The 18,588-nt window shown below is 58.9% G+C and carries 19 protein-coding genes and 1 tRNA gene; 9 read left to right on the top strand and 11 right to left on the bottom strand.

Annotated features, from left to right (window positions below; translation table 11 throughout):
* Positions 1–9: 9 nt before the first annotated feature.
* Positions 10–747, bottom strand: coding sequence for a PAQR family membrane homeostasis protein TrhA (locus tag HMPREF3101_RS08755; RefSeq protein ID WP_070464476.1), 738 nt, complete (start codon positions 745–747; stop codon positions 10–12).
* A gap of 668 nt (positions 748–1,415) precedes the next feature.
* On the opposite strand from HMPREF3101_RS08755, the gene dcuC reads away from it, so the two are divergent.
* Together dcuC and HMPREF3101_RS08745 are read left to right on the top strand one after the other, a co-directional pair.
* Positions 1,416–2,882 (top strand): C4-dicarboxylate transporter DcuC, encoded by a 1,467-nt coding sequence (dcuC, locus tag HMPREF3101_RS08750; protein WP_070464474.1) that lies wholly within the window; start codon positions 1,416–1,418, stop codon positions 2,880–2,882.
* Between the two features lie 92 nt (positions 2,883–2,974).
* A tRNA-Leu gene (locus HMPREF3101_RS08745) sits at positions 2,975–3,048 on the top strand.
* A gap of 96 nt (positions 3,049–3,144) precedes the next feature.
* Here the strand turns inward: HMPREF3101_RS08745 and HMPREF3101_RS08740 are convergent.
* Complete coding sequence (locus HMPREF3101_RS08740) at positions 3,145–3,480, bottom strand: DUF2314 domain-containing protein (protein WP_210386190.1); 336 nt, start codon at positions 3,478–3,480, stop codon at positions 3,145–3,147.
* A 154-nt stretch (positions 3,481–3,634) separates the two neighbouring features.
* On the opposite strand from HMPREF3101_RS08740, the gene HMPREF3101_RS08735 reads away from it, so the two are divergent.
* From HMPREF3101_RS08735 to HMPREF3101_RS08720, 4 genes are all read left to right on the top strand, one after another.
* Positions 3,635–4,246, top strand: a complete 612-nt coding sequence (locus HMPREF3101_RS08735) for a hypothetical protein (protein WP_070464472.1) — start codon at positions 3,635–3,637, stop codon at positions 4,244–4,246.
* Between the two features lie 90 nt (positions 4,247–4,336).
* A complete protein-coding gene (locus HMPREF3101_RS08730; protein WP_070464471.1) occupies positions 4,337–5,245 on the top strand; it encodes an ABC transporter substrate-binding protein in 909 nt (302 codons plus the stop codon).
* Positions 5,246–5,281: 36 nt separating this feature from the next.
* Positions 5,282–6,256: an amino acid ABC transporter permease gene (locus HMPREF3101_RS08725; protein WP_070464469.1), complete on the top strand. Its 975-nt coding sequence runs from the start codon at positions 5,282–5,284 to the stop codon at positions 6,254–6,256.
* A gap of 6 nt (positions 6,257–6,262) precedes the next feature.
* Positions 6,263–7,036, top strand: coding sequence for an amino acid ABC transporter ATP-binding protein (locus HMPREF3101_RS08720; RefSeq protein WP_070464467.1), 774 nt, complete (start codon positions 6,263–6,265; stop codon positions 7,034–7,036).
* 11 nt (positions 7,037–7,047) lie between these two features.
* Here HMPREF3101_RS08720 and HMPREF3101_RS08715 read toward each other — a convergent pair whose 3' ends face one another.
* From HMPREF3101_RS08715 to HMPREF3101_RS08685, 7 genes are read right to left on the bottom strand one after another with little or no spacing between them, the layout of a single operon-like run.
* A complete protein-coding gene (locus tag HMPREF3101_RS08715) occupies positions 7,048–7,794 on the bottom strand; it encodes a sulfite exporter TauE/SafE family protein (protein ID WP_070464465.1) in 747 nt (248 codons plus the stop codon).
* Positions 7,791–8,294, bottom strand: coding sequence for a pantetheine-phosphate adenylyltransferase (coaD, locus tag HMPREF3101_RS08710; protein ID WP_070464463.1), 504 nt, complete (start codon positions 8,292–8,294; stop codon positions 7,791–7,793). The genes HMPREF3101_RS08715 and coaD overlap by 4 nt, the downstream gene beginning before the upstream one ends.
* Position 8,295: 1 nt before the next feature.
* Positions 8,296–8,901 (bottom strand): 16S rRNA (guanine(966)-N(2))-methyltransferase RsmD, encoded by a 606-nt coding sequence (gene rsmD, locus HMPREF3101_RS08705; RefSeq protein ID WP_070464461.1) that lies wholly within the window; start codon positions 8,899–8,901, stop codon positions 8,296–8,298.
* 21 nt (positions 8,902–8,922) lie between these two features.
* The gene (locus HMPREF3101_RS08700) at positions 8,923–11,025 is read right to left on the bottom strand and encodes an ATP-dependent DNA helicase RecG (protein ID WP_070464459.1); all 2,103 of its coding nucleotides are present in this window, start codon (positions 11,023–11,025) and stop codon (positions 8,923–8,925) included.
* A 5-nt stretch (positions 11,026–11,030) separates the two neighbouring features.
* A complete protein-coding gene (locus HMPREF3101_RS08695) occupies positions 11,031–12,599 on the bottom strand; it encodes a DAK2 domain-containing protein (RefSeq protein ID WP_070464457.1) in 1,569 nt (522 codons plus the stop codon).
* An 11-nt stretch (positions 12,600–12,610) separates the two neighbouring features.
* Complete coding sequence (locus HMPREF3101_RS08690) at positions 12,611–13,255, bottom strand: uracil-DNA glycosylase (protein ID WP_070464455.1); 645 nt, start codon at positions 13,253–13,255, stop codon at positions 12,611–12,613.
* Positions 13,256–14,218 carry a thiamine-phosphate kinase gene (locus tag HMPREF3101_RS08685; RefSeq protein ID WP_070464453.1) on the bottom strand — a complete coding sequence of 321 codons (963 nt, stop codon included), beginning with the start codon at positions 14,216–14,218 and terminating at the stop codon, positions 13,256–13,258.
* 35 nt (positions 14,219–14,253) lie between these two features.
* On the opposite strand from HMPREF3101_RS08685, the gene HMPREF3101_RS08680 reads away from it, so the two are divergent.
* Positions 14,254–15,174 carry a DUF3515 domain-containing protein gene (locus tag HMPREF3101_RS08680; protein ID WP_083280181.1) on the top strand — a complete coding sequence of 307 codons (921 nt, stop codon included), beginning with the start codon at positions 14,254–14,256 and terminating at the stop codon, positions 15,172–15,174.
* On the opposite strand, the gene HMPREF3101_RS08675 is transcribed toward HMPREF3101_RS08680, so the two are convergent.
* Both HMPREF3101_RS08675 and HMPREF3101_RS08670 read right to left on the bottom strand, forming a co-directional pair.
* Positions 15,134–16,204: a D-alanine--D-alanine ligase family protein gene (locus HMPREF3101_RS08675; RefSeq protein WP_070464451.1), complete on the bottom strand. Its 1,071-nt coding sequence runs from the start codon at positions 16,202–16,204 to the stop codon at positions 15,134–15,136. The genes HMPREF3101_RS08680 and HMPREF3101_RS08675 overlap by 41 nt on opposite strands.
* 19 nt (positions 16,205–16,223) lie before the next feature.
* Entirely contained in the window at positions 16,224–17,222 is a 999-nt protein-coding gene (locus HMPREF3101_RS08670; RefSeq protein WP_070464449.1) for an NAD(P)H-dependent glycerol-3-phosphate dehydrogenase, read from the bottom strand.
* Between the two features lie 138 nt (positions 17,223–17,360).
* Here HMPREF3101_RS08670 and HMPREF3101_RS08665 point away from each other — a divergent pair, with 138 nt between their 5' ends.
* Positions 17,361–18,380, top strand: coding sequence for an NUDIX hydrolase (locus HMPREF3101_RS08665; protein WP_070464448.1), 1,020 nt, complete (start codon positions 17,361–17,363; stop codon positions 18,378–18,380).
* A gap of 25 nt (positions 18,381–18,405) precedes the next feature.
* Positions 18,406–18,588 (top strand): hypothetical protein (locus HMPREF3101_RS08660; protein WP_141737411.1); only part of this gene is annotated, 183 nt, incomplete at its 3' end.

Raw genomic sequence — 18,588 nt, 5'->3', positions numbered from 1 at the left:
GCCTCCAAGCTACCCGGCGTTGACCACCACTATCCAGATAGCCACCAAATGCAGAATGGCTGCCACGATCGTCGCGGTATGAAAGTGCTCGTGGTAGCCGTAGATGCGCGCTTCACGCCCCGGCCACTTAAAGCCGTACACCACTGCGCCAAGGGTGTAGATAATGCCGCCAATAAGCAGCAGGATGAACACCGCCTGAATGATGCCACCCATCGCCCACAGCGCGGGTGCCAGCGGCACGATAATCCAGCCAAGCGCAACGTAGACCACCACGTCCAGCCAGCGCGGGTGGTCAATCCACACCAGGTTCAAAATCGCGCCAGCAATCGCGCCCACCCATGCCACCGCCAACATGATGCCGGCCGTACGCGGCGGAAACAAGATGAGGCACAAGGGCGTATACGTAGCGGCGATGAAGACGGCAATCGTTGCGTGATCAGCACGGCGCCACCACTGCACCGCGCGTGCAGAGCGCCATGGCCAGCGGTGATACATGGCAGAAACGCCAAACAGCGTGAGAAGGCCTGCGCCGTAGACCGTCACCCCAAGTGCGGGCAACCACGGCAAGGTCATCCACGCAAACGTGATCAGAACCGCCGCGGCAATGGCAAAACCGAAGGCCGCACCGACATGGAACCAGCCGCGCGTAACCGGGCGTTCACCGCGGTCCGCGACGATCCAGGTGCGCTGAACCTGACCATCTTGCAGACCATCGGTGGTTGATGTGGCTTCAGTGATTATAGTCATGCGTTCCGCCTCTCGTGTGGGCTCGAGGTTTTTGCAGTGTAGACGAGATCTTAGCGGCCCAACGGCCCGTGTGGTGGGCGCTGCTGGTACTGCTGCTGGTACTGCGGTTGCGGCGAGCCCACCATGAACGAGCGCTGCGAGAAAGGATCACCGCAGTCAGGTATAACCCCAGCACACTCGCTACCGCTAAGGGGATCGCCGTCCAGTCATTGAGCGTCTCTTCCTGCATTACCATCTTGAGCTCAAAGCCTGTTTCGATCGAGCCATCTGCATTGAAGGATTTTTCGTACCCCTACATGTTTCGAACTGCGGCGAATTCATCGCCCAACAGCGACCCGGTCAGTGTGTGATAGCGCAGGAAGCCTGAAGCGATGGTCAGCAGCAACAACGTGAGCGAAGATGTTCTGCAGCGTCTCCGGGTTCACTTCCCGCTTACGCTGCATACCTCCGGCCGACGCACCAGACTTCCCACCAGGCTGTGGACCTTGTGCGAACTGGGCTACATATGGTTGCCGTGGGTATTATCCCCAAGCATTATTAGACGCAGTGAGATCCTTCACACATCTATAGATTTCATCGCTTTGAGTTCCGCGATCAGGTGCATGCCGATATAGGTTTAGATATAGGTTTAACAGCGCATTACCAGACTAAGAATAGGGAAACTATAGATGTTTTACATCCTGCTTTCCGTGGCTGCGATTGCAGCTGTCGGCTATTTCATTTTTAAGAAAGTGCATGCCGCGTCCGCAATTTTCGCGGTTGGCGTGTTGCTTCTCATGATCGCGGCAGCCGCTGGCCGCATTGAGTACTCCAGTGCAAAGTTCGACCCGTCCAGCAACGCGTTTTATGACGAGTTGTTGATCATTGAGTCTTTGTTCAAGTCCCGCTTTGCCGGCACCGGCATGGCGATTATGGTGCTGTTCGGTTTCGTGGGCTACATGCGCCACATCGGCGCTGATGCGAAGACGGTGGTTGCACTGTCCAAACCACTTCGTAGGTTCCACGGCTCCTACTGGCTGGTGCCAATCGGCTTCCTTGTGGGCACACTGCTGTCGTTGGTTGTACCTTCGGCTGCTGCACTGTCGCTGTTGTTGGTGGCAACGCTGATGCCTGCGCTGATTGCTGCGGGCCTGTCCCCGCTGACGGTGGGCGCGATCATCGTGACGTCTTCAACCATCGCGCCGTCTCCCCTGGAGGCTGGCCTGATCCAGGGCGCGGAGTTGACCGGCATGACCGTCACCGAGTTTGTGTTTGACAACGTGGCCAAGTCCGCGATCCCCGCGTTGATTGTTGTGGCGATTACCCACATGTGGTGGCAGCGTCGTTGTGACATCAAGGACGCAGCCAAGCTGCAGGCAGAACTTACAGCCAAGGCAGGAGCTTCTCCGCTTGACGACGCCACCGACGCCACCCCCACCACCGCCGACCTGCCGGAATCTGAATCTGATCGTCGTGTCCGCGAGGCTGTGGAGCGTGCCGAGGGCCTACCTGGTTTCTACGCAGTGCTGCCCCTTCTGCCGCTGCTGTTGATCATCGTCTCTGCAATCCTCAACCGGATGGACCTGATCGGCTTTGAGGCTGACATTTTGCCAGTGACCGTAGTGTCGTTGATGCTGACCATGATCATTGAGGCAATCCGCCTGAAGAACATCAACTACGCAGTGGATTCTCTCAAGGAATTTTTCTCTGGCCTTGGTGAGGCTGCCGCAGGCGTTGTCGCCTTGATTGTTGCCGCAGCCGTTCTGGTTGAGGGCATCACGCAGATGGGCGTGATTGAGGGCCTGACCAACCTCGCGCAGAAGTCCTCCGGTGCCGCAGCGCTCATGGTGATCGTTTTCGTTGTAGCTACGGCGCTCATGGCGTTGCTCACCGGCTCTGGTGTGGCGCCGTACTTCGCGTTCTCTGAGATGGTGCCGGGCCTAGCAGCCGAGACCTCTATCCACGCACCGCAGATGCTTACCTCCATTTGGTCGGCGTCTAACCTGATGCGCCAAGGCTCCCCTGTCAACGCCGCAGTGATCATTGTGTCGGGTGCGCTCAACGTGAACCCGATCGACCTAGTACGCCGCACCTTGGTGCCGATGATTGCCGGCACCATCGCTTCTGTAGTCTTCGCGTTCTTGTTTATCGCGTAGTTCTGTAAGCGCGTGGTTTGTCGCATGTTTCAGGTGCAATGACCACGCGATTCACGCCAGGGAGTATCCCTGCTATATACTCTCCTGACGTCGCCCCAGTAGCCCAATTGGCAGAGGCAACGGATTCAAAACCCGTCCAGTGTGAGTTCGAGTCTCACCTGGGGCACAACGTGAAGTCCCGAGACAACGCTTTTGGTTATGTCTCGGGGCTTCTTTTCGTCAGTTGGTTCAGCCTTTGATTCGGTTCCAGCGCGACGCTACGTCAGTCTTCGTAAATATCGATGACGTGTTCCGGGCCAAACTCAATGAAGTCCCCAACTTTAGCTCCCCGCACCAGGGCGGGCTCATTGTTCAGCTCGCCAACATAGTTAGCGCCTTGTCGTGCTGAGACGGTGACCCACATGCGCTCAGCCCCTGGCACTCCGGGGTCTGGATCATTCAGCACGAAGATCATTTTGACAATGTCTCCAACCTTGAGGTTCTCGCGTACAGCGCGAGCCGGCAGGCCGAAAGTATCTGGGTACTGGGCATGTATTTCCTCGCCGTTTTCAAGGTGGTAATCAACAGGCGTGGGCATTTCGAATTCACCAAACGTCATGCAGATATTCTTACCCTTTTCTCACATTGCAAGCCATGGTCGATGCCTTGTATTTCAGTGCCCGTTCCAGCATTCAGGTCCCCGCAGGAAAATTAGCAACCGCGAAGCCCCAAACCGTTGGTCGTAGTCTGCGTAACCCGTTATTATCTCCGTCATGCGTAAAATTCTTGCCTCCTCGCTCGCTGCTGCTGTCATCTTCACCGGCTCCACTGCTGTAAGCGCAGTGGCGGCTGAGGGCGACACCCCCTCAAGCTCGGATAAGACGAATAAGCAGGACGCCCAAAGCTCCGCAGAAAAGGCCGGCTCCACTCGTGATGACTCGAAGAATGTGCCGCTGCGCCCAACCCTGGGTGCTCCGTCCCCTGGCTTGGAGAAGCTGAATCCGGATCCGTACACCGACCCGATGTACATCGACCCAGATAAGAACCCGTTCAAGAAGGTTTCCAGCTCGGATATGTTTATGGACTGGACCAAGGACATGCCCGAAGGTGAAGGTAAGGACTTCGTTCAGGCTTGGGCAGTCGGTTCCGCTGTTCCGGATACCGCGAACCCTGTGGAGCTACTCAAGCAGGAGCTGCAGGGCTCGTCCATGATGTCTTCGGGCATGTTCACCGGCGATTGGGCGCAGAGCTCCCGCGGATCCAGCCAGGCAACGTCTGTCATCATCCCGGTTCTGCTCGGCTTGCTGGTTATTGGTCAGGTAACTGAGTTGGTGATGCGTGGACTTCGCCACGCAGGCGTAGAGATCCCGGCGTTTACCTTCTAATCCGCCTTCCGGGCGCGCCGGAAGGATTCCCGCATGCATGAGTAAAGGGTTTATTATGCAGTAGAGCGTAATTTTTAACCCGAAAGACTTATGCAGATTTCACAACACTTCAAACGCGCCTCAGCCGCCGCTGTTGCTCTTGCAGCAGCAGTGAGCCTTGCAGGTTGCGTGACTAACCATGAGGGCGGCAACCCGGAGGGCTGGGAGGCCATTGAGCCCGACACCGTCCCAGAAATCGCCGCGATGGTGCCCTCCAAGGTCAGCGCCGACGGCAAGTTTTCCATCGGCGCTAATCCCCCATTCGCACCCTTTGAGTTCAAAGATTCCGAAGGCCAACTCATTGGCCTAGAGCTTGACCTCGGACGCGCACTAGCCAGCATCATGGGGCTTGAGTTTGACCCGCAGGAGATGGACTTCTCACTCATCTTGCCAGCAGTTCAAGCCGGAAGCCTTGACGCAGGCATGTCTGGGTTTACTGATAATGAGGAACGCCGCAAGACGTTCGACTTTGTCAACTTCCTCTACGCCGGTATTCAGTGGGCAACGCAGCCCGGTACGGATATTGACCCGAGCCACCCGTGTGGATTGACGGTCGCGGTACAGCGCACCACGGTCTCTGAAACGGATGACGTCCGTCCGAAGAGCCAGGCTTGCGAAGAGGCTGGCGAGGAACCGATCACGGTGCTGTCTTTCGATACCGCCGATAACGCCTCACTTGCAGCGCTTGTCGGCCGTGCGGATGCGGTCAGCGCTGACTCCCCCGTCACTGCGTGGGCAGTCCAGCGTTCTGAGGGCAAACTTGTGCTCACCGGTGAGATGTTTGATGCTGCCCCGTACGGCATTGCAGTGCCAAAGGGCTCGGAGCTTGCACCCGCGCTTGCAGCCGCTGTGCAGCATCTCATTGACACCGGCGATTATGACCGGATTCTTGCGCAGTGGGGTGTGGAAAAAGGGCACCTTGAAGAAGCGCTGATTAATGAAGAGCCGATTAAGCATTAGACGTAATAGCAGCGATAAAGACTGGGATTTTTAACTATGAGTAAACAGGAAACACAGCCCACCGGCGGCGGATCACTTGAACCAGCTACTAAGCAGCGTCCACAGCGCATTGAAGCAAAGCCGCTTCGCCACCCGGGTCGTTGGGTGTTGGCCGCGGTCCTTTTGGCGTTAGCGGTTTGGTTTGTCATCGGCGCGGCACGCAACGAGGCCTACGGCTGGTCCACGTACTTTGACTACCTGTTGGATACCCGCATTGCCACGGCGGCGCTGCACACCATCGCAATTACGGTGCTGGCCATGCTGATCGGCGTGATCGGCGGCGTGTTGCTGGCTGTGATGCGTATGAGTCCGAACCCGGTGTTTAAGTCCATCGCGTGGATATTTCTCTGGATCTTTCGTGGCACCCCGGTCTACGTACAGTTGATGTTCTGGGGGCTCATCGGTGCGATCTATGACTCCATCAATGTTGGCTTCGCCCAGATTTCCCTTGATCCGTTTACGTCTTCGGCGTTCATGCTGGCTGTAGTCGGCCTTGGTCTGAATGAGGCGGCGTACATGGCAGAGATTGTCCGCTCAGGTGTCTCGTCCGTGCCCGAGGGCCAGATTGAGGCTTCTAAGGCGCTGGGCATGGGCTGGTCCCAAACAATGCGACGCACCGTATTGCCTCAGGCAATGCGCATCATCATCCCGCCAACTGGCAACGAGTTCATTTCACTTCTGAAGACCTCCTCCCTTGTGGTTGCGGTGCCTTACTCCTATGAGCTCTACGGCCGCTCGATGGACATTGCAGCAGCACTGTTTGAGCCGGTGCCACTGCTTTTGGTTGCGGCAACGTGGTACCTGGTCATCACCTCGATTTTGATGGTTGGCCAGCACTACCTGGAGCGCTACTTTGACCGTGGTGCGACTCGCCAGCTCACCGCGCGTCAGCTGGCCAGCCTTGCTGACGCTGAGGGCACCATTCCGAACAATGTCCAGATCATCGAAGCTCCTGAGAAGAAAGGTCGCTAACACACCATGACCGTTAAACACACTCCCATGGTCCAGGCTGTAGATGTCTGGAAGTCTTTCGGCAACCTGGATGTGCTCAAGGGCATTGACCTGGAGGTTATGCCGGGTACAGTCACCTGCATCATCGGCCCGTCTGGCTCCGGTAAGTCAACGCTGCTTCGTTGTGTGAACCACCTGGAAAAGGTCACAGCTGGCCGTCTGTACGTAGATGGTGAGTTGATTGGTTACCGTGAGCGCAACGGCGTGCTGCATGAGATGAGCGAGAAAGACGCCGCTAAGCAGCGCCGTGAGATCGGCATGGTGTTCCAGAATTTCAACTTGTTTGGCCACCGCACAGTGTTGGACAACATCATTGAAGCCCCGGTTCACGTCAAAGGCGTGCCCGCTTCGCAGGCAAAGACCCGCGCGATGGAACTGCTCACAATGGTCGGCTTGGAGTCCAAGGCGGATGCCTACCCCATCCAGCTCTCCGGTGGCCAGCAGCAGCGTGTGGCTATCGCGCGTGCGGTTGCCATGGATCCGAAGCTCATGCTTTTCGACGAACCCACCTCCGCCCTCGACCCCGAACTCGTTGGCGAAGTCCTACGTGTCATGCGCCAGCTTGCAGATGATGGGATGACGATGCTTGTGGTTACCCACGAGCTGGCGTTTGCCCGCGAGGTGGCAGACAACATTGTCTTTATGGCCGACGGCGTCATCGTTGAGCAGGGCACTGCCGAAGAAGTGCTGGATAACCCGACGGAGGAACGCACCAAGGCGTTCCTCTCCACCCTGTTCTAAGCGCTTACACGCTAAAACATGCCCAGCAGGCCGCGCACAAGCGCGGTGAACCCACCGAAGATAGCGAGCGCCAACGCGATGCGGTAGCCCACTTGCACCGGCACGCGCGGCGCGACGCGGGTGCCAACGATGATGCCCAGCACCATCGCAACAATGCCCACCACCCACGTTTGCGGGGTAACCTCGGCTAGGTTGGCCGCACCGGTAGCTTCCTTGATGCCGAAGGACACTGCTCCGCCAACTAAAAAGATCGGCTGCAGCGTTGCCGCGTAGATTTCCTTCGGCCACCGTGCCGCATGCGCGTACACGGTAATTGAGGGCCCGGCCACACCCGCAAGCGTATTCATGAATCCGCCAACGGCACCGGCAATAACTGAGGGCACTGTGCCCTCAATATTTGGGATATAGCGTTTGCCCAGTGTCACCGTGCTCAGCGCAATCAGCAGCAACACGCCCACAATGATCAGCAGCAGGTCTGTTGAGATCGCCCGGATCAAAAAGGCACCCGGCACAGCCCCCAGCACAAGCGCACTTGCAATTGGCGCAAACCGTTTCCAATCCACACGCTCTCGCATGGAATACGTGTTGACCACGGCGTTCATGGTAGCCAACACGTTGACCATCAACACCCCAGAAACCGGGCCCAGCAGCACCGACAGCGCTGGCGCTGCGATAAGTCCCAAGCCCATACCGGAGATTCGTTGCAGTGCGGCGCCGCCGAAGATGGCAAAAAAGATACCGACAAGAACTGCCGTCACTGCGCTTCACCCGGCGCGTCACCCGGTCGCAGCTTCTGCACCATCGCTTCACGTACGTGTTCCGGAACAAGACCAGTGATGTCGCCACCGTACTTGGCCACTTCCTTAGTCAGGGAAGAGGAAATGTAGCCGTATTTTTCATCCGTGAGCAAAAAGTAGGTATCCACGCCGGTGAGCCTGCGGTTCATCTGCGCCATAGGCAGCTCGTACTCATAATCAAGCGCCGTGCGCAGTCCCTTCACCAACGCCGTAACACCGTGAGCCGTGGTGTAATCCACCAGCAAACCGCCCCAGTTATCCACCTCCACATTGGGCAGGTGTTGGGTGGCTTCGCGGATGAGGTTGACGCGCTCGTCGATAGTAAAAAGGCCCGATTTTTTGGTTGGATTTCCGGTGACCAGGACAATGACCTTGTCAAAGTGGCGCGCGGCGCGGGTGACAATATCCAAATGGCCGTTGGTGATTGGGTCGAACGAGCCGGGGCAAACCGCGGTGGTCATCCTAGGATTCTCCTTCAGGTGCATCAGAGGCTTCAGGTGCGTCAGGGTCGGTGTAGACCGCCATGTCCATACGCGCAATGCCGTAGAGACGCTTCTTCAGCTTCTGGCCAGTGGGGGTAAATTCCGCGGGCCACGCGGTCTCGGGGCTTTCGCGGTGGCGCTCGATGACTACCACGGCACCGTCGATAAGCAAAGGCTTTAAAGCCTCAACCATCTCCGCAACTGCTTCATCTGCCAAGTCATACGGCGGATCCGCAAGCACCATGGAGAAGTAGTTGCGTGGGGCGCGCGCAACGTAGTCAGACACCTTGGACTGCTCAATGGTCACATTCGGGTGCCCGACCACAGAAGCGTTGTGCTTGATTATCTCTACGGCCTTGGCGTCTTGCTCCACCAACACCACAGACTCCGCACCACGCGACGCCGCCTCCAGACCGAGTGCGCCGGAGCCGGCAAACAAGTCAAGCACGCGCTCCCCGATGAACCCGAAGCGCACCTGCAGCGAGGAAAACAGGCCTTCACGTGCACGGTCCGATGTAGGACGGGTGCCTTCCGGCGGCACTTTAATCTTGCGGCCGCGGGCTTCACCGGAAATGATTCGGGTCATTGACATGGCATTTACCCTAACCTAGCTCTTATCCAAGTATTCAAAGTCCTCTGGAACAAAGCGTGCCGTTGCGGCGCGAGCAAACTCAATGTTGTTCGCAACAATTCCCGCCGCGTCGTTATACGCGCGCTGCACCACCGCGAAGTCATCAACCAGGTTCACCAGCTTCAATGTGCGCGCGATACCGGACTGCTCAGTGCCTAAGACGTCACCCTCGCGGCGAAGCAGCAGGTCAAGCTCTGCCAAAGCAAAACCGTCAATGTTGGCTGCAACCTGGCGCACACGCTTAAAGGCGGGGCTGTCCTCTTCCGCTGTGGTGTGGAACAGACACAGGGAGGCATTGCCGCCACGACCAATACGCCCACGCAGCTGGTGTAGCTGGGAGATACCGAAGTGCTCGGACTCGCGCACCATCATCACCGTGGCATTCGGCACGTCCACACCAACCTCAATGACGGTGGTGGAGACCAGCACGTCAATCTTGCCGGCAGCAAACGCGCTCATCACCTCGTCTTTTTCCGCGCCGTTCATCCTGCCATGGAGTACTCCAACGTTGAGTCCCGGGAATTCTGTGGCTGAAAGCCAGGCAGCGGTTTCGGTGACGCCTCCTTCACCGTCGATACGCGGGCAGACGATGTACACCTGGTGGCCGATGGCGATTTCCTCGCGCATCTTCTCCCAAGCGCGCGCCACCCAGACGGGCTTGAACTCCGGCACGACAGAGGACTGGATGGGTTTACGCCCACCTGGCAACTCCTTAAGGGTGGACACTGCCAGATCACCAAAAACGGTAATGGCGATGGTGCGCGGGATCGGCGTTGCCGTCATCACCAGCAGGTGCGGGGTGTACTCTCCTGCCTTGGCACGCAGCTTGTCACGCTGCTCCACGCCGAAGCGGTGCTGCTCATCCACTACAACAAGGCCAAGGTTGAAAAACTCCACGCCATCTTGAATCAGCGCATGGGTGCCCACCACAATGTCGGCCTCACCGGTGACAATCTTCAGCAGCGCATCTTGTTTTGCCGCGGCAGACATCGACCCAGTCAGCGCCACCACCGTGGCCGGCACCCCGGCGTTCATCAACGTGCTGGTCAGCGAACGGGCATGCTGCATCACCAAAACCTCTGTTGGCGCCAAGAGCGCCGCCTGTGCCCCGCCGTCGACTGCCTGCAGCATGGCCAGCAAGGAAACGATGGTCTTTCCCGAGCCAACCTCGCCCTGCAGCAAGCGGCTCATGGGTATTGAGCGCGCCATATCCGCACTAATATCACGCAGCACCAGGTCCTGGCCGTCCGTCAGCGAGTACGGCAAGCGTTCCAACAGCGTCACCTGGTGGCCTTCAGCAATTGGGCGCAGCGGCTTCGCGTTGCGGTTTTCTGTATCCGCGCGGCGCACCCCCATGGCAAGGGCTACTGAAAGCGCCTCGTCATACTTCAACCGCTCAATCGCCGCCTTCGGTCCCTTAATCCCCGGATCATGGATCTGGCGTATCGCAGCGTTTAACGGCAGGTACCCAATTGGGGTAAAGCCTAACGGTTCTTCAATCTTCGGCAGGTTTTTCAGCACCATGTGGACAGCCCCCATGATCGTCCACGTGCTCACGTTCTTGGTCGCCGGGTACAACGGCAGCCACTTGCGGCCGCCTAAAATCTCATCCAAATCACCGAAGTAGGAAAGCTGGCGAAGAGAGCCGGTTGCCTGCGTCGGGCCGTCTAAAAGCACAAAGTCCGGATGCTGCAGCTGAGGACGCTCATGAAACAGCGAGTACTTGCCCGTAAACATCGCTCGCGTGCCGGGTCTAAGCACCCGCATTGCGTATTCTGAGCCGAAGAAGGTGGCATCAAACATCTGGTCACCATCATGAATCTCCACCTTGAAGATTTTGCGATTCGGCTGCTTGCGGTTGGGATAAACGCGAGTGTTGACCACCTCACCAATCAGCGTCACCGTATCCCCCGACCTCATCCCAAACAGACTCTCCCCAGAGCCATAGTGGACGTACCTGCGCGGATAGTGGCGTAAAAGCTCCCCGCAGGTGTCAATTCCCAAATGCTTCGAGATCGCACGGGCCTGCTTCAACGGGATGATCAGGTTCAGCGGACGCGTGTCATCGAAGCCAAGCATTGCGGCTACTCCACACCAATTTCTGCAACGACGCCCAAGCCGTCAGCCGGGTACGCAAACACGCTCACCGCCAGCTTCTTCTCTATCGACGCAAGCGCCTCCTCATCCAACGTGCCTGGCTCATAGAACACGGTGACCTGCTCACCGCCGTGTTCCAAAAAGCGCGAGCACACGCCCGCAATGGCTTCCGTTGGGTTGTCTGCAATAAACACGGTCTCACCGTGCGCGGTAACCACCACGTCCCCCTTTGCCACGGCGCCACCTTGCAACAACCCCGCCCTTGGCGCCCGGTGTGCTACCGCAGTGCGCATCTCACCAGCTGCCTCTGACATGGCAAAGGCGGCCGTAGCAAGCGGTTGGTTCGGGTCGTGCACGCTGAGCGCAGCGATGCCGGACACCAGACGCACTGTAGGCAGCAAGGTCACCTGCTGTTCAAAGGCACGCGCGGCTTTCTCCACAGATGCCATCTCGCGCCCGCCCAACAGACCGTTGGGCAACAGCAGTACCTCGTTGGCATCGCCCCGGCGAATCTCGCCTAAAATATCTGCAACCACGTCCTTGCCTGGCGCTACCGTGACCGCACCGGCTTCACGGTAGAGCTGGGTGAGGGAACCGGGCGGCGTCACAGCCAAGATCATGCGCTCCGGTGCCGCCGTAGTCGGCTCCGCGGGCAGCACCTCAAGGCGAAGGTCGGTCACCTCACCGCAAGCAAACGCTTTTTGAATAACGTCACCTGCACGCAACGAGTGGATATGCACCTTGGCTTGAGTTTCGCTTAGCCGCGCGGTGACCAAGCTATCCCCCATAGGCCCGATGGCTGCCTCAAGCGCGTCCACGTCACCCGCAAACTGGAACATGACCTCCAGGTTGCTCACCGCCCCGTGATGGACACCTTCTGCCGCTGGTTGGGATTGTTGCTTATATGCGCCGACATCTAGCCCATCCCCCAACTCTTCATCTAGTGCCTCCAGCAGCACCACAAGGCCGGTACCGCCGGCGTCCACCACACCAGCCTCTCGCAGAACCTCCAGCTGGGACGGCGTATTAGCTAAGGCTACGCGAGCTGCCTCAGTGGCTGCTGCGGCTACCTCCGCAATCGTGGGATCTTGCGGATTCGCGGCCTGCGCCACAGCCTCCGTTGCTGCGACAGACGCCGCTCGCAGCACCGTGATCACGGTGCCTTCAACCGGGTCGGCAATTGCACGGTCCACAAACGACACCGCGGCACGCAGCGCATCCGCAATCACGATGCCGCCGGGGGTTTGCTCCGAAATCGTCTGCGCAAGCCCGCGGATAACTTGGGAAAGCACCACCCCCGAATTGCCGCGCGCACCGCGCACCGCGCCAATTGCCAGGGCCTCGGCTACCTGCCGTGCGTTCGCATCCTCACCAAGCGTTTCTGCTTCGCGCACAGCGGATGCCATCGTGTGCGCCATGTTGGAGCCGGTATCCGCATCCGGCACGGGAAACACGTTGAGCTGGTTAATCTCCACCCGCCGACGGTTGAGCTCACCACTTGCGCGCCGCGCCCAGGACATAAGCCGCGCACCGTCAAAATGGGGTGGTACTGCCATGAGGGTGTAGTTTACAACGCCCAGTCCACAGGTTGGGCCCCTTGGGCACGAAGTGCCTCATTTGCCCGCGAAAACGGACGTGAGCCGAAGAACCCACGCGACGCGCTTAGTGGCGACGGATGTGGCGACGCAATCACCGGCGTATCACCCAAAAACTTCTGGGCGGTCTGCGCGTCGCGGCCCCACAAAATGGCCACCAGCGGTGTGCCACGTGCAACAAGCCCGCGGATTGCGCACGCTGTGACTTCCTCCCAACCTTTGCCGCGGTGCGATCCCGGCTCGCCAGGGCGCACTGTCAGGACCCTGTTTAGCAACAAGATGCCCTGGTTGGCCCAGGAGGAAAGGTCTCCGTCTGGACGCGGGGATATACCCAGGTCAGCGTTGAGCTCTTTGTAGATGTTGACCAGCGAGCGCGGCGCGGCAACGCCTGGTTGAGTAGAAAACGCAAGCCCCATGGGATGGCCAGGTGTTGGGTACGGGTCCTGGCCAAGGATCAGTACGCGAACGTCGTCCATGGGTTGGTTGAACGCGCGCAAGATGTTGTTGCCGCTGGGAAGATAGGCAGGCTCAGTACGCAAGAAGTCCCCAATGGCATGCACTGTGTCTTCTACGTCTGCAAGTGTGGGTGCCCAGGACTCATGGATTGGCAGTGACATTTAAAAGCTCTCCCACCCGTCGGTATAGGTGGGCGCGTGGGCGTCCATACGCACCCCGGTACCCTTGCTTACAGTGCCGATGCTGCGAAAGCCCACTGGTGCAGAGCCATCGCAGGTACCAATCAGCGTGTGGTCTTCTCCCCCGGTTAAGACCCACAGCCAGGGGTCTACCCCAAGGTATTCACCGGCGGCAGTCAGCACTGCGTCTGGGGCAAGCGCCACAGACGTCAAGTCGATACAGACCCCTGAGTTGCGGGCAAGCGTGGTCAAATCCTTGATCAGCCCGTCTGAATTGTCTGTCATTGCCGTAGCGCCGGCTGCACGTGCCACAACACCGCTGCCCGGGGTGAGCTGGGGTACCTGGTGAGCCTGGATGAGCACGTCAAATTCGTCCGGGATGTCTTTGCCGGATTGCAGCAGTGCAAGCCCGGCCGCGGAGTAGCCGATCTTGCCGTGGGCGATGACGCGCTGGCCCGGGCGCGCACGGTTCAAACGCAGGGCATCTAAGTTGCCGCCGATAGAGCCGATCGCAGTAACAGAGATGACCAGTTCGCTTCCGGAGGTCACATCACCGCCAACAAGCTCAGACGTCCAGTGCTGGGTTATGTTCCCAATGCCGCGCGCAAGGTCCTCAACAACAGCAAGCGGCGTCTGCGGCGGCGCGGAGATTGCAAGCAGAGCGGCAATCGGGTTTGCGCCCATCGCTTCGATGTCGGCGAAGTTTTGCACCACCGCTTTTTGGCCGACGGCGTACGGCGTGGTGAAGGTTTCCGTGAAGTGTCTGCCCGCCACCAGCATGTCTGTAGCCGCGACAACGCGTGAATTGGGCACTGACGGGGTCAGTACCGCCGCGTCGTCACCGTTGAGCGCTGATGGCGCTGCGTTGACAATTGCTTGGATAACGTCGTGCTCTCCAACGTCTCCAAGCGTGGGTCCGTGGGTGGGGAAGCCGGTGTGAATCACGGTTGTAACTAGGCCTTTCAGTAGACTGAGCCGCCATGAGCTCGACACTGCACAATGCCAACCAGATTAACCGGAAAGCCATATACGCAATCCTTGCCCTCGCCATTGGGCTTGTCCTTTCGGTGTTGATCGGCGCACGCGTGGTGTTTACGCAAGCCGCGCAGCAGCCGGTGACGCTGCCGCAATTGCCATCCCCTCAGGCCGAATCCGCAGAGTGCGCGCAGTTTATGGACACCCTGCCGGAGAAAGTTGCGGGCTTTAAGCGCGCAAATCTAGCTGAACCGGTGCCTGCTGGTGCGACAGCCTGGCAGCGTTCGTCTGCTCAGCGCGTCACCCTTCGTTGTGGTGTGGATATGCCGATGCAGTACAACGTGTACTCGCAGCCGGAGGAGGCTCACGGCGCGAAGTGGCTGCGCGTGGATGACCCGGCAACCACGCTGGCAACCTGGTTTACGGTGGATCGCTCCCCCGTTGTTGCGGTGACTGCTGATACCGCGCAGGTGCGCCGTTCCCCGATTGCGGATATTGATGCATCCACCCTGCCGCAGGCAGATACCGCACCAGCTCCGGCACCGCTGAGCGCACTTGAGACGGTTGACACCGATGTGTGCAACGGCTTGCTCGAACATGCACCGAAGGAAATCGCCGAGGGCTTTTCGCTTATCGACGCCCCGGCCACCCCCTCAACGCTGACCTGGACCAAACCCGGCGCAGAGCCCGTTGTACTGCGCTGCGGTGTCACCCCACCAGAAAACTACGCCCCCGGTGCCTCCTTAACCCAAGTCAATGAGGTGCCGTGGTTCCAAGATGTCGTTGACGGTGCGGATGTCTTCTACGCGTTGGGCCGTGAGACGGATCTCGCCGCATCCATGCCGATTACCGGCAGCAACGAGATCATCACGAACCTGTCCGACCTTATTGCCCGCGAGGTTCCGGCTGCTCCGCAAGCGCAGTAGCCACCAGCGTTTCTAGAAGCTCGGCGTAGCCCACACCACTTGCCTGCCACACTTGCGGGTACATGGAAATCGGCGTAAAGCCGGGCATGGTGTTGATCTCATTGAGCACCGGACCATCAGGGGTGAGGAAGAAGTCAACGCGCGCTAAGGACTTGCAGTCCAGCGCCTGGAACGCCACCACGGCAAGATCGCGCAGCTGCGCGGTTACCGCATCTTCATAGGGCGCCGGAATGGTGGCGGTGACGTGGTCATCTAAGTATTTGGTTTCAAAACCATAGAAGCCCTCATCAGAGTCTTCTGTTCCGTTGAGCTTGGCCGGAACAGAAGCTTCGATGCGGCCATCCGGGTGCTGCAGCACGCCAACCTCAACCTCATCGCCCACGAGAGCCCCCTCAACCAGCACCTTGTTATCCTGCTTGAAGGCTTCGTTGACAGCTGCGTCGAAATCTTCCCAGCGCTCCACCTTGGACACGCCGATTGAGGAACCACCGTTCGCCGGTTTTACAAACACTGGCAGCCCTAGGCGCGCACGCTGTGCCTCATCCAGCTGCTGGTGCGCAGCGCGCAGCGTGACCGAGGGTGCCACCGCGATTCCTTCGGCGGCAACAAGTTTCTTGGTGTATTCCTTGTCCATGCCGCAGGCAGATGCCATCACGCCCGGGCCGACATAGGGCACGCCGGAGAGCTCAAATAGTCCCTGGATGGTGCCATCCTCACCGAACTTGCCGTGCAACACCGGGAAAACCACATCCACGTCAGCGACCGTCTCGCCGGTTTCTGGGTTGAAGAACTTGCCGGGGGTTAACGGTGACGTAGACAAGCAAACTGGCCTTGATCCGTTGACTTCCGGAAGCGTTGCTCCCCCAACTGGGTCGAATTTACCCTCCACCCAGGTGCCGTCGCGGCGAATGCCCACCGGGAAAATCTCGAAACGATCTTTGGGCAAGTGCGCCATGATCGCGCCGGCAGAAATGCAGGAAATGGAGTGCTCGGTGGACTGACCACCGTAGATGACAGCTATACGAACCACGCGTCGAGCCTACCCGCCGCTACTCCGATTTCTTGCTTCGACCCATCAGTGCCGCAATCACCTCAGCAACCTTGAGGTCACCGTGGCACACTGCGTGTACGGCCTGCGTAATCGGCAGATCCACCCCTTGCGCTTGACCCAGTTGAAAAATACTGCGTGACGACGCCACGCCCTCCGCCACCTGCCCCTTCGTCGCAGCCTTCGCCTCTTCGATGGTGGCACCCTGGCCAAGTGCGTGGCCGAACGTACGGTTACGGCTCAGCGGCGAGGAACAGGTAGCTACAAGGTCTCCAAGGCCCGCCAGGCCAGAGAAGGTGCGCTGATCTGCACCAAGCGAAAGGCCCAAGCGGGTGATCTCTGCAAGACCACGGGTGATCAACGTAGCGATGGTGTTCTCCCCCAAGCCTTGGCCCGCCGCCATGCCGCAGGCTAAGGCAATGACGTTTTTGGTAGCGCCGCCAATCTCACAGCCGATGACATCCGTATTGGTGTACGGGCGCAGGTAATTGGTGGCACACGCCGCCTGCACCAGCTTCGCGCGGTTCTCGTTTTCACACGCAATCACCGTGGCCGCGGGCTGTTCCAGAGCAATCTCACGCGCCAAGTTCGGGCCAGATAGCACCGCGATGCGTTCATTGGGCGCGCCGGTAACCTCCGCAATGATTTCGCTCATGCGCATATGGGTCTTTGCCTCAATACCCTTAGAGATGGACACGAGCGTGGAATCCGGACGCAGGTGCGGAGCCCACTCAGTGAGGTTTTGTCGCATGGTCTGGCTGGGCACCGCGAAGACGACAATGTCTGCGCTCGACAGTGCCGCAGGGGCATCATCAACCGCCGAGATTGCCTCAGGTAGGCGAATTCCGGGCAGGTAGTCAGGGTTTTCGTGGGTCTGGCTAATGGTCTGCGCCAGCTCCGTGCGGCGAGCCCACAGCGACACCGAGTTTCCGCCGTCTGCAAACACCTTGGCCAGCGTCGTGCCCCAGGAACCGGCACCCATGACAGCAACGTTGACCATCAGCAACCAACCTCCTACAACTGTGTTCGATAAAAATGCGTTACTAACGCTAACATTTGTGCGGGTGGGGGGTGCGACACTGTGGGAGCCTGCGGGGGCACAGTGCAGCCTTGCGGCGAGTGCGCAACAATGGAACCTATGTCTGGAAACACTTCTCGCCCCACCAACTTGCACGAGCAGGACAAAGATCACGCTGGGGAGATGTTTATCACTGGCCGTCATCAAGAAATCCCGCTCAAACCGCACAAGGAGTTTGCCCGCACCACCCTGGCTGCTGGTGCCGTGATGTGGCGCGGGGATGCTGATAGCCCCGACTCGTTGGAGGTGGCGTGCATCCACCGTCCGCATTATGACGATTGGTCTTTGGCCAAGGGCAAGCTTGACCCCGGCGAGTCCCTCATCACCACCGCAGTACGCGAAATCAAAGAGGAAACTGGCTATGACGTGCGGCTTGGCAAGCTCATTGGCAAGACCGTCTACCCGGTGAAAAACACCACCAAGGTGGTCTACTACTGGACCGGTGAGGTCACCGGTGGTGAGTTCGTACCCAACGATGAGGTTGATGAGATCCGTTGGCTGCCAGTTGATCAAGCCAAGGCGCTCATGAGCTACGAGCTGGACCGCCAAGTACTGGCTAAAGCACAGAAGCGGTTTAACACGCCGACGACTTCGCGTATCTTGTACGTCCGCCACGCCCGGGCACATGACCGGAAGAAGTGGACGGGTGATGACAACCTACGCCCGCTGGACAAGAAAGGCCGCCGCCAATCGGAAATGCTGGTGCCTGTGTTGGCACCCTTCCACCCGCAGCGGATCTTTACGGCTGCGCCTGATCGTTGCCAAGCAACAGTGGCTCCGCTTGCAGACGAGCTGAAACTGGACGTGGCCGTGGACCGTCGCTTTGGCGACGACGCCTGGTTGGAGAACATGGTGGACGCCCAACAGGCGTTCATGGATGTAGTTGCACAAGGTGGCGTGAGCGTGATTTGCAGCCAAGGTGAAACAATCCCGCAGATGATTGCGTGGCTGTCATCCCAAGGCACACTGCCCATTGACACTGACATTCTGGCGAAGAAGGGCTCAACCTGGGTCTTGAGCTTTTGCGAGGGCAGACTCACCGGCGCCGACTACATCCCAACCGCCCTGCCAGTGCAGTAAGCCTGAACGAAAGGAACGTCGTTTTATGACTGATACCGCCACCAGCCCCGTCGCTGGCCCACTGGAACCACTTACTCAACAGCGCTTGGAAGCGCAGCTTAGCGGCCTGAACCTGCAGTACTTCCGCAATGAGGAGGGGCTGACCGTTACGGCTTTTCCCGGTATGGCGTGTTTTGGGCTGTGTCAAATTTTGTGGACGGGTAAACCC

This window comes from Corynebacterium sp. HMSC29G08 (assembly GCF_001806875.1).
Classification (GTDB): domain Bacteria; phylum Actinomycetota; class Actinomycetes; order Mycobacteriales; family Mycobacteriaceae; genus Corynebacterium.
Note: the sequence above shows the minus strand (reverse complement) of the source record. Positions and strands in the feature narration are given on the sequence as shown.

Excerpts from the sequence above, each read along its gene's own strand:
- HMPREF3101_RS08755 (WP_070464476.1), bottom strand. The coding sequence starts at position 747 with ATGACTATAATCACTGAAGCCACATCAACCACCGATGGTCTGCAAGAT.
- dcuC (WP_070464474.1), top strand. The coding sequence starts at position 1,416 with ATGTTTTACATCCTGCTTTCCGTGGCTGCGATTGCAGCTGTCGGCTAT.
- HMPREF3101_RS08740 (WP_210386190.1), bottom strand. The coding sequence starts at position 3,480 with ATGACGTTTGGTGAATTCGAAATGCCCACGCCTGTTGATTACCACCTT.
- HMPREF3101_RS08735 (WP_070464472.1), top strand. The coding sequence starts at position 3,635 with ATGCGTAAAATTCTTGCCTCCTCGCTCGCTGCTGCTGTCATCTTCACC.
- HMPREF3101_RS08730 (WP_070464471.1), top strand. The coding sequence starts at position 4,337 with ATGCAGATTTCACAACACTTCAAACGCGCCTCAGCCGCCGCTGTTGCT.
- HMPREF3101_RS08725 (WP_070464469.1), top strand. The coding sequence starts at position 5,282 with ATGAGTAAACAGGAAACACAGCCCACCGGCGGCGGATCACTTGAACCA.
- HMPREF3101_RS08720 (WP_070464467.1), top strand. The coding sequence starts at position 6,263 with ATGACCGTTAAACACACTCCCATGGTCCAGGCTGTAGATGTCTGGAAG.
- coaD (WP_070464463.1), bottom strand. The coding sequence starts at position 8,294 with ATGACCACCGCGGTTTGCCCCGGCTCGTTCGACCCAATCACCAACGGC.
- rsmD (WP_070464461.1), bottom strand. The coding sequence starts at position 8,901 with ATGACCCGAATCATTTCCGGTGAAGCCCGCGGCCGCAAGATTAAAGTG.
- HMPREF3101_RS08700 (WP_070464459.1), bottom strand. The coding sequence starts at position 11,025 with ATGCTTGGCTTCGATGACACGCGTCCGCTGAACCTGATCATCCCGTTG.
- HMPREF3101_RS08695 (WP_070464457.1), bottom strand. The coding sequence starts at position 12,599 with ATGGCAGTACCACCCCATTTTGACGGTGCGCGGCTTATGTCCTGGGCG.
- HMPREF3101_RS08690 (WP_070464455.1), bottom strand. The coding sequence starts at position 13,255 with ATGTCACTGCCAATCCATGAGTCCTGGGCACCCACACTTGCAGACGTA.
- HMPREF3101_RS08680 (WP_083280181.1), top strand. The coding sequence starts at position 14,254 with ATGAGCTCGACACTGCACAATGCCAACCAGATTAACCGGAAAGCCATA.
- HMPREF3101_RS08670 (WP_070464449.1), bottom strand. The coding sequence starts at position 17,222 with ATGGTCAACGTTGCTGTCATGGGTGCCGGTTCCTGGGGCACGACGCTG.
- HMPREF3101_RS08665 (WP_070464448.1), top strand. The coding sequence starts at position 17,361 with ATGTCTGGAAACACTTCTCGCCCCACCAACTTGCACGAGCAGGACAAA.